This is a genomic window from Plantibacter sp. CFBP 13570, from assembly GCF_014841395.1.
GTDB classification, from domain to species: Bacteria; Actinomycetota; Actinomycetes; order Actinomycetales; family Microbacteriaceae; genus Plantibacter; species Plantibacter auratus.
The window spans coordinates 1-9,269 of record NZ_JACYTW010000095.1 but is presented as its reverse complement, the minus strand read 5'-3'; the positions used below and the strand labels follow the sequence as shown (position 1 = coordinate 9,269).

The window sequence follows — 9,269 nt, the reverse complement described above, 5'->3', positions numbered from 1 at the left end:
CGGCGGGCGGCGTCTCCCCCACGATCACGATGGCGGTGCCCTCGAGGAGTTCGACGTGGGTGGCGAATCCGCCGCTCAGCTCCCAGCCGCGGTGGACCCGGTCGTGCCCGTACTTCGCGAGCCGGCGGCACTTCTGCTCCAGGCCGGCGGAGCAGCGGTCGCAGACGCCGCAGCTCACGACGACCGACCACACGACCCGCATCCCCGCGACGAGGACCGTGCCGTCCACCGCGGTGACGGGGCCCCCGACCGCCACGACGCGTCCCACCTGTTCGTGCCCGAGGACGAGCGGCGTGGCGGCGTCACGGTGCCCGAGGACGGTGTGCACGTCGGAGCCGCACACGGTCGCCAGTTCCACCTCGACGAGGACGTCGCCCGGCCCGAGCGTCACCCCGGGCACCGCCATCGCCTGGTGCGGGTGCCCCGGCCCCTGCCAGACCATCGCGATCGGCGACGGTCTGATGAAGACGTCGTTGCCCTCGTGCGCGGTGAGCGTCGTGTGCATGGTTCCCCCGGTCGGTCGTTCAGTCGAGACCGAGCAGCGCGGGCAACTCGGCGATGCTCGTGATGATCTCGTCGGCGCCCGCCTCGAGCAGCGTCTCCTCGTCGTGTGCTCCGGTGAGCACCCCGACGACGAGCCCGGCGCCGGCGTTCACCCCGGACAGCATGTCGCTGGCCGTGTCGCCGACGACGACCACGGTGTCGACGGCGCTCGCACCGAACCGGAGGAGCGCCGTCAGCGGCAGGTCCGGCGCTGGACGCCCCCGACCGGCGTCGGCGGGCGACAGGGCGTCGTCGGCGAGTTCGGACCACCCGAGGCTCGCGAGGAGCGCGTCGCGCGTGGCGGGGGCGAACCCGGTGGTGAACACGACGCCCACGCCGAGCTCGCGGAGCCGCCGCACCGTGTCCTCGGCTCCGGCGATCGCCTCGACGCGCCCCTCGCCGACGAGTCGCTCGTAGGCCGCTTCGAAGGCGGCGTTGCCGGAAGCGGCTCGAGCCTCGTCGCCGTCGGTCAGCATGAGGAACACGTCGAGCTTCGACTGGCCCATCGTGTCGCGGACGAGCTCGATGGCCGCGTCGAGCGCGTCCTCGGTGTCGATGCCGATCGTCTCGGCGGCGACGCGGAAGGCGTCCTCGACGACGCCGTCGTCCGAGACCGTCGTCCCGGCGAGGTCGAGGACCACCAGTTCGAGCAGGAGGTCGTCCTCGTGCGCGTCGTCGAACCCGTCCTCCAGCTCGTCGAGGTCGTCGAGGTCGGTCTCCACGTCGTCGTTGAGGTCGGGCGCCGCGGTGCTGTCCTGCTGGGGTCGATCGATGCTGGTCACGAGAGGCCTTTCTGAAGGTGGGCTGATGCGGCACGGATGCTGGTCGGCTGCGCCGGCGAGAAGGTCGGGCCGAGGTGCTCGGCGACGGCCAGCTCGCCGAGTGCGGGTCCGGTGGTCATCCCGATGCCCGTCGTCGCGGCGACCACACGGACGCCCGGGGTCGGTTCGTCGATGAGCAACTCCTCCGGGGCGGTGGCGTAGACGCCCTGCCAGCGTTCGAGGACGTCGAGCCTCGTCCCGAACAGCGCGTTTCCTGCCCGCAGGAGTTCGTCGAAGGCGTGCTCGGACTGGAACGGGGAGACCGCCTCGCCGCGGCTGTGGGTGTCGCCGAGGATGATCGAGCCGTCCGGCAACTGGGTCGCCATGAGGTTGACGTCGAGCGAGGCGAGCCCGGGGTGATCCTGCTGCAGTCGCTCCCGGAGGGCCGGGATGGCGGGCGAGTCGGCGAATCCCGCGTAGCGCAGGAGTGACCATCCGGTCAGGAGTGGCGCCGGCATCGGCTTCGGCAGCTCGGCGCGCACCCGGACCATGTCGAGCGCGCATCGACGGACGACCGCCCGCTCGGCCAGCTCGGGGAGGAGGGTGTCGATGTCGTGGTTCACCGCGACCACGGTGAGGCCTGCGGCGATGACGCCGCGGCTGGTGTCGACGAAGCCGGAGCGCAGTCCCGTCACGGTCGTCCGGCGTCGGAACTCGACACCGCGGCGTTCCAGGTACGCCGTGACGGCGCCCAGGGCCTGACGCGGGTTCACCTGGAGGTCGCGTGGCAGCCAGGCGCCGCCCACCACGTCGGCGGCGCTGACCGGCACCTGCTGCAGGAACTCGGCCGCGTCGTACAGGCGGACGTCGGCCGCGGCTCCCGCCTGGGCACGGGACGCCGCGAAGTCCTCGAGGACGCGCAACTCGTCGAGGTGCCGGGCGACCACGTGCGTGCCCGAGCGCCGGACCCACAATCGCGCGTCCTGCTCGAGTCGCTGCCAGATCTCGGCCGAACGCGCGGCGAGGCGAGCTGCGAGCCCGGCCTGCGGCGTCGCGGCCAGATGGCCGAAGTTGCGGACCGACGCACCCTGGGCTTCGGCCGAGCGTTCGACGACCACGACCTCGGCACCGGCGTCCACGGCGGCGAGCGCCGCCGACAGCCCGACGATGCCGGCTCCGACGATCACGACGTCCGCGCGATCAGCCGAGGCACCGAGCGAGCCGACACCGAGGCCGACCCGCGCCGCCGACACCCCGCCGCTCATCCGTCGTCCGTTCACGAGAACACCCTCCGCATCCACATGGCGATGCCCTCGACGACGAGGACGACCGCGAGGATCATCAGCACGATGGCCGTGACCTGGTCGTAGTTCCCGCCCTGGTCCGCCTGGATCAGGTAGTAGCCGATGCCGCCTCCGCCGACGATGCCGAGCATGGTCGCGGCGCGGATGTTCGTGTCGAGCGTGTAGAAGGTGTGCCCGACCAGTGCGCGGGCACCCTGCGGGAGCGTCGCGGCGGCGTAGACCTGCGGTCGCGTCGCACCGACGGCGGTCAGCGCGCGTTCCGGTCCGGGCGCGACCTCCTCGAAGGAGTCCGCGATGAGCTTGCCGAGGAGGCCGATCCCGCAGATGCCGAGCGCGAGCGTCCCCGCCTGGGCACCGAGCCCGGTGACGACGATGAGGAGGATCGCGAGGATGAGCTCCGGGATGCCGCGGATGCCGACGAGCGCGAACCGGGCGCCGGTGCGGACACCGCGGTTCGGGGCGACGTTCCGAGCGGCGAGGGACCCGATGACGATCGAGCAGACGAGGGCGATGAGGGTCGCCGCGAAGGCGATTGCGACGGTCTCGAACATCGCCTCGACCATCTGCTCCGTCGTGCGCATGCCGAACGACGGCGGCCAGAGTCGGACGAGGACGTCGGGGGCCTTCGCCCAGAACGTCACGAGGTCGCCCCATTGGATGTCGGACACGACGACGCCCCAGACCACGACCGCCACGGCGAGCCAGGCACCGACGGTGTCGCGGACGCGGGCCGGCGTCCAGGGGCGCTTCGCTGCAGCGGCGATCCGGGATTCGGCGCTCGGAGTGGCGGCCGTCCGGCTGCTCCCGCTCGCCACGCGACGTGCCCCCCGGCCCGCGGCCACCCGACGCACGACGCGGTCACCGAGTCCGCGTCCGGTCGGCTGCACCCCGAGCATCACGGTCCGCACGGTGCTCGACACGATCTCCATGACGACGCACAGCGCGAAGATGACGATCGCGAGTCCGATGCCGAGCGAGTAGTCGAGCGATTTGAACGCGAGCGACAGTTCACGGCCGAGGCCGAGGACGCCGACGTAGCCGAGCAGGACCGAACCGCGCAGGTTGATGTCGCCGCGGTGGAGGACCGTTGCCACCCAGGACGGCAGGACCTGCGGCAGGACACCCGAGGTGAACTCCTGCAGCTTCGAGCCGCCGGCCGCCCGGATCGCGAGTCGCGGCCCCTCGTCGACCTGCTCGATCGCGTCAGCGAAGAGCTTCGAGATCATGCCGACGGAGTGCAGCCCGATCGCGATGATGCCGGGCAGCGAGCCGAGCGAGAACATGAGCACGAGGATCATCGCGATGACGACGTCCGGCACGGCACGGCTGAGCACGCCGACGAACCGACCGACCGCGCGCCACGCCGGTCCTGGGGTCGTGTTGGCGGCTGCGAGGTACGCGACCGGGATCGACAGCACCGCAGCGAGGACGGTGCCGGAGATGACGATCCCGAGGGTCAGGGCGGTGAGCGACAGCAGTTCCCCGGGCGGCGGGAACGTGATCGTGCCCACCCGGTTGAAGAAGTTGACCGCGTTGCCCCAGCTCGCCACCATGTTCGGGATCGAGATCCCGACCTCGAGGAGCGAGTAGACCGAGAACGCGAGCAGCGCGACGAGCGTGAGCACGGCGGCGATCGTCTGCGGGCGGAGCCGACCGACCGGGACGGGTCCGGAGAGTCCTGGCGGGCGGCCGGCGGGCGGTGCCGTCTTCGCGGGCGCGGTGACGACCATCAGCGGGTCCTGCCGGGTCGACGGAGCTCGTCGGGCTCGCGGCCGTCGACGTCGGCGTCGAACTCCCACTCCGGGTCGTCGGGCAGTTCGTCCTCGCCCACGCGCTCCTCGACGCCGAGTAGGCCGCGGAGGTCGTCGTCGGGGTCGCCGAGCAGCTCATCGGTCTCCAACTCAACCGCGATCGCCTGCAGCTCACGGGTGCTCGTCGCGACCCGGCCGTAGATCTCCATCACCTCGGTCTTCGACAGGCCGTCGGTCGTGGTGTCGAGGACCACCTCGCCGTGGCGGAGGCCGACGATGCGGTCGCCCCAGGAGAGCGCGAGGTCGACCTGGTGCAGGCTGCACACGACGGTGAGTCCGCGGTCGATCGCGATCTCGCGGATGAGGGCCATCACCTGCTCACTCGACTCCGGGTCGAGGGAGGCGACGGGCTCGTCGGCGAGGAGGATCTCGGGGTCCTGCATGAGCGCTCTGGCGATGGCGACGCGCTGCTGCTGTCCGCCGGAGAGGGTGTCGGCGCGCTGGTACGCACGCTCGAGGAGCCCGACGCGGTCGAGGTGACCGAGCGCCTTCAACTTCAGGGTGCGGCCGTAGCCGAGGATGCCGAGACGCGGCCCGCGGACGCCCGCCAGCGAACCGGTCAGGACGTTCTCGAGGACGGTGAGCGACGGGACCAGCTCGAACTGCTGGAAGACGAACCCGACGCGGGCGCGGAGCCGGCGTAGGGCGCGCTGTCCGAGGGCCGGCACCTCGTCGCCGAGGACCGAGACCGACCCGGCGGTGGGCCGCTCGAGACCGTCCAGGTGACGGAGGAGCGTCGATTTGCCGGAGCCCGACAGACCGAGCAGGACGACGATCTCACCGCGACGGATGTCGAGGTCGACGCGCTGCAGGGCGACCGTCCGGTCGAAGCGCTTCGTGACCCCGCGGAGACGCACGAGCGGTTCCGCTTGGTCGGATGCGGTGTGACGCGCCTGCTGCTCGGTGACGCTCATGGCTGCTGCCTCTCGTGAGGTTGGTGGTGGTGCGGATGTCGCGCCTCGACAGGCTCGGTGAGCGGATACCGGAGCACCGGTCACTGCCCTTCGACAAGCTCAGGAACCGCTTGTCGAAGGGCGGGACTGGCGCTCAGGTCAGGCCTGGCACTGCTTGGCGTTGGTCTTCTTGCAGATGTCGCGGATGGTGTCGTAGTACGCGTCGTCGACCGGCGAGGTGCCGTAGAAGGTCGCGCGGAAGGCGTCGCTGTCGGCGCTCTTCACGCCGGAGTCGATGATCTGGTCGATCGTGACCTCGGACAGGGCCTTCTCGAGCTTCTCCTTCACGTCGGTGGGCAGCGAGTCGGACTCGACGATCGGCGCACCGGGGACCATGGTGCGGGCGATGACCTTCACGCCGTCGTTCTTCTCGACCTCGGAGTCCTCGGCGAAGCCCGCCTCGCACTCGACGCCCTCGGCGGTCTTCGTCACCGAGACGTCGTGCTTGCCGGCGAAGACCGGGGTGATGTCCTTCTCGGGGTCGATCCCCGCCTCGAGCAGGTTGTAGCTGGGGAAGAGGTAGCCGGAGGTGGAGGACGGGTCGACGAAGCAGACCTTCTTGCCCTTGAACTCCTCGATCTTCGTGATCGACGAGTCCTTCGGGACGATCGCCTCGGAGTAGTAGCCCGGCTCCTGCCCCTTGTCGGTGATGATCGACGAGATCGGCGTGATCTTGGCCCCGTTGTTGAGCGCGGTCACGTAGGTGAAGCCGGAGAAGGAGGCGACGTCGATCTTCCCGGCCACGGCCGCCTCGATGAGCGCTGCGTAGTCGGTCGACTCGTGGTACTCGACCTTCTTGCCGGTCTCCTTGGCGATGTAGTCCATGAGCGGCTGGTAGTTGGTCTGCGTGTCGACCGAGTCGGGGACGACGCCGAAGACGAGGGTCTGATCGTCGACCGCGAAGGTCCCGGCCGCGGCGGAACCGGTGTCGCTGGCGGTGGCGCTCGCACAGGCGGCCAGGCCGATCGAGAGGAGGGCGGCGGCGCCGAGCGCAGCGACGCGGGTGAGGGAGAGCTTCATGTGCTGGGACGTACCTTTCAGAAGGACCGATGCACCCGCCCGCTCCGCGCGTGGCTCCGGTGGATCGGAACCGCGAGTGACCGACGCGGGCACTGCTGTGTGCCGTACGTGTGATCACGCTACGAGCGGCGCCCGAACAGGGCCGGGCTTCCCGGTGAACAGGAGGTGAAGCCCCGCGGAAGGATCGATCAGGCAAGCCACGGCCGTCGTCCACCGAGCCGCCTAGACTGCTGGAATCCGCCCATCCGAGCAGCAGAGCAGGTGAGTCGTTTGCCCCTCGACCCGATCTTCGTCGAACGAGCGCGGACGCACCGCGCCTACCTCATCTCGACCGCACTCGAGCAGGCGAAGGCCTTCTTCCTGCGGCCGAAGACGACCACCGTCGCGCGCCCGAAGCCCGCTCCCGCGGCCGACCCGAAGGCGACCTCTCCGAGGGCCGCCGGACCGAAGACGAAGCCCTCGAGCCCGACGGCGAAGGCCACCACCGCCGCTCCCCGCCGCAAGAAGACACGCGCACAGCACCGCAAGGCCGCGCGGAACTGGGACAAGAAGGAGCTCGCGACCGTCGGCGTCCCGGGCCCGGAGCTGCGCATCGAGGAGCACACGATCCCGGTCGCCGGCTTCCCCGACGTCCGGATCCGGCTCTACCACCCGCCCACGACCGACGGAGACCAGGCGGTGCCCGCGGTCCTGTCCTTCTTCGGTGGGGCGTTCCGCATCGGCGGGATCGACTACCCGACGACCGACGCGGGGTTCCGTCGTCGGGCGGCCGACGCCGGCGTGGTCATCGCCGCCGTCGACTACGCGCTCGCTCCCGAGCACCGGTACCCGACGCAGCTGGAGCAGGCCCACGCCTCGCTCGAGTGGCTGTTCGCCGAGGCCGCGACGCTCGGCATCGACGCGCGGCGGATCGCCGTCGCCGGGGTGTCCGCCGGCGGCAGCATCGCGGCGGCGCTCACGCTCGTGAATCGTGAACGCGGCCGGCTGCCCATCCGACTCCAGCTGCTCGAGGTGCCGGTCACGGACCTGACCGGCGGCCACATCGACCTCCGTCCCGTGCGGGAGATGGGCATCCCGAGGATCTTCGCGATCAAGGAGCTGCGTTCCGTCGCGAAGACCTACCTCCTCGATCGACGTCAGGCGAAGGAGCCGCACGCATCGCCCCTCCTCGCCCGATCGCACGCGGACCTCCCCCGCGCCGTGATCCTCACGGCCGAGTACGACCCGCTCCGCGGTGACGGCGCGGCCTACCTCGCCGCCCTCCGGGCCGACGGCGTCGACGCGAGCGGGACGATGTACCTGGGCGCGACGCACGACACCCCCATCTTCGGCGGCGTGCTCCCCGCGGCCCGCCGCTGGCACGACGACGTCGTGACCGCCCTGCGATCACTCCACGACGCGGACTGAGTCGGGTCGCCGCGCCCACCGGCTTCCCCTCGGGCCGGAAAGCTGGAATCGTGTCGGCATGGACGCCCACGAGATCCGGAACGCCTACCTCGACTTCCTCGAGCGGAACGGCCACGCGCTGATCACGCGGGCACCGCTCGTCCCGCGCGGCGACACGAGCACCCTGTTCAACGGCAGCGGGATGCAGGCGCTCCTGCCGTACCTCCTCGGTGAGGATCACCCCGACGGACGGCGGCTGACCGACAGCCAGCCGTGCGTCCGGGCCCAGGACATCGAGGAGGTCGGCGACAACCGGCACACCACCTTCTTCGAGATGCTCGGCAACTGGTCGCTCGGCGACTACTTCAAGGAGACGCAGATCCGGCAGTTCTTCACCTTCCTGGTCGACATCGTCGGGCTGGATCCGGAGCGGATCTCCGTCACCTGCTTCATCGGCGATCCCGCGAACGGCATCCCGCGCGACGACGAGGCCGCGTCGATCTGGGCGTCCGTGTTCGCCGAACGCGGGGTCTCCAACGGGATCGCGGAGATCGGCTCACAGGCCGATGGTGACGCCCGCGGGGTGCGGCCCGGAGAGCGGATCTTCTTCTACGACGGCGGCGAGAACTGGTGGTCCCGCGGCGGGTCACTCGAGGGCACCCCGATCGGCGACCCGTGCGGCCCCGACAGCGAGGTGTTCTACGACTTCGGCCCCGAGTACCAGGATCCGTCCTACGGCCTCGCGCATCCCGCGAGCGACGGCGGACGGTTCATGGAGATCGGCAACCAGGTCTTCATGCAGTACCGCCGACGCGAGGACGGCTCGTTCGAGGAACTCGCTCGGCGCAACGTGGACTTCGGCGGCGGCCTCGAACGCATCGCCGCCGCGTCGATCGACTCCGACGACGTCTTCCGCATCTCGCTCCTGTGGCCCATCGTCGAGCGGCTCCAGGAGCTCACCGGGAAACGCTACGAGGACGAGACCGCCGCGATGCGCATCATCGCCGACCACCTGCGGGGTGCGACCTTCCTGGCAGTGGACGGCGTGCGTCCGTCGAACAAGGAGCAGGGCTACGTCATGCGGCGTCTGCTCCGACGCGCGATCCGGCTGGCGCTCTCGCTCGACCTCCACGAGAACTTCTTCGGCGAGATCGTGCCCGTCATCGCCGGACTGTACGCCGACGACTACCCGGAGGTGGCCGCCGCCCGCGACGAGGTCGTCGCCGTCCTCGTCAAGGAGGAGCAGTCGTTCCGACGCACGCTGGGCGCAGGCCTCCAGATGGTCCAGGGGTACGCCGGGCGGGTCATGACGGGACACGACGTGTTCCGACTGTCGGATACGAACGGCTTCCCGAAGGAGCTGACCATCGAGGAGGCCGGGCGCCTCGGCATCGAGGTCGCTTCCGGCTGGGAGGCGGAGTTCGCCGCCGCGCTCGCGGAGCAGCGTGCGCGGTCCCGCGGGGCGACGCACCTCGGCGCCGCCGGCCTCCC

General features: G+C 70.8%; 8 protein-coding genes. 2 read left to right on the top strand and 6 right to left on the bottom strand.

Features of this window, described 5'->3' with window-relative positions; all coding sequences use genetic code 11:
- From IFT89_RS18825 to IFT89_RS18800, 6 genes are all read right to left on the bottom strand, one after another.
- Positions 1-505, bottom strand: a 505-nt coding sequence (locus IFT89_RS18825; RefSeq protein ID WP_202939721.1) for an alcohol dehydrogenase catalytic domain-containing protein, incomplete at its 3' end; no start/stop codon positions are given.
- Positions 506-524: 19 nt separating this feature from the next.
- Entirely contained in the window at positions 525-1,325 is an 801-nt protein-coding gene (locus tag IFT89_RS18820) for an HAD family hydrolase (RefSeq protein WP_307783552.1), read from the bottom strand.
- On the bottom strand, positions 1,322-2,584 hold the full coding sequence (locus tag IFT89_RS18815) for a TIGR03364 family FAD-dependent oxidoreductase (protein ID WP_307783551.1): 1,263 nt from the start codon (positions 2,582-2,584) through the stop codon (positions 1,322-1,324). The genes IFT89_RS18820 and IFT89_RS18815 overlap by 4 nt, the downstream gene beginning before the upstream one ends.
- Entirely contained in the window at positions 2,581-4,338 is a 1,758-nt protein-coding gene (phnE, locus tag IFT89_RS18810; protein WP_202939720.1) for a phosphonate ABC transporter, permease protein PhnE, read from the bottom strand. The genes IFT89_RS18815 and phnE overlap by 4 nt, the downstream gene beginning before the upstream one ends.
- Positions 4,338-5,333: a phosphonate ABC transporter ATP-binding protein gene (gene phnC, locus IFT89_RS18805; protein WP_086474635.1), complete on the bottom strand. Its 996-nt coding sequence runs from the start codon at positions 5,331-5,333 to the stop codon at positions 4,338-4,340. The genes phnE and phnC overlap by 1 nt, the downstream gene beginning before the upstream one ends.
- A gap of 138 nt (positions 5,334-5,471) precedes the next feature.
- Positions 5,472-6,392, bottom strand: coding sequence for a phosphate/phosphite/phosphonate ABC transporter substrate-binding protein (locus tag IFT89_RS18800; protein ID WP_202939719.1), 921 nt, complete (start codon positions 6,390-6,392; stop codon positions 5,472-5,474).
- Between the two features lie 261 nt (positions 6,393-6,653).
- On the opposite strand from IFT89_RS18800, the gene IFT89_RS18795 reads away from it, so the two are divergent.
- Entirely contained in the window at positions 6,654-7,799 is a 1,146-nt protein-coding gene (locus tag IFT89_RS18795; RefSeq protein WP_307783550.1) for an alpha/beta hydrolase, read from the top strand.
- Positions 7,800-7,857: 58 nt separating this feature from the next.
- Positions 7,858-9,269, top strand: a 1,412-nt coding sequence (locus IFT89_RS18790; protein ID WP_244650857.1) for an alanine--tRNA ligase-related protein, incomplete at its 3' end; no start/stop codon positions are given.

Coding starts and splice junctions, on each gene's coding strand:
- phnE (WP_202939720.1), bottom strand. CDS start 4,338: ATGGTCGTCACCGCGCCCGCGAAGACGGCACCGCCCGCCGGCCGCCCG.
- phnC (WP_086474635.1), bottom strand. CDS start 5,333: ATGAGCGTCACCGAGCAGCAGGCGCGTCACACCGCATCCGACCAAGCG.
- IFT89_RS18800 (WP_202939719.1), bottom strand. CDS start 6,392: ATGAAGCTCTCCCTCACCCGCGTCGCTGCGCTCGGCGCCGCCGCCCTC.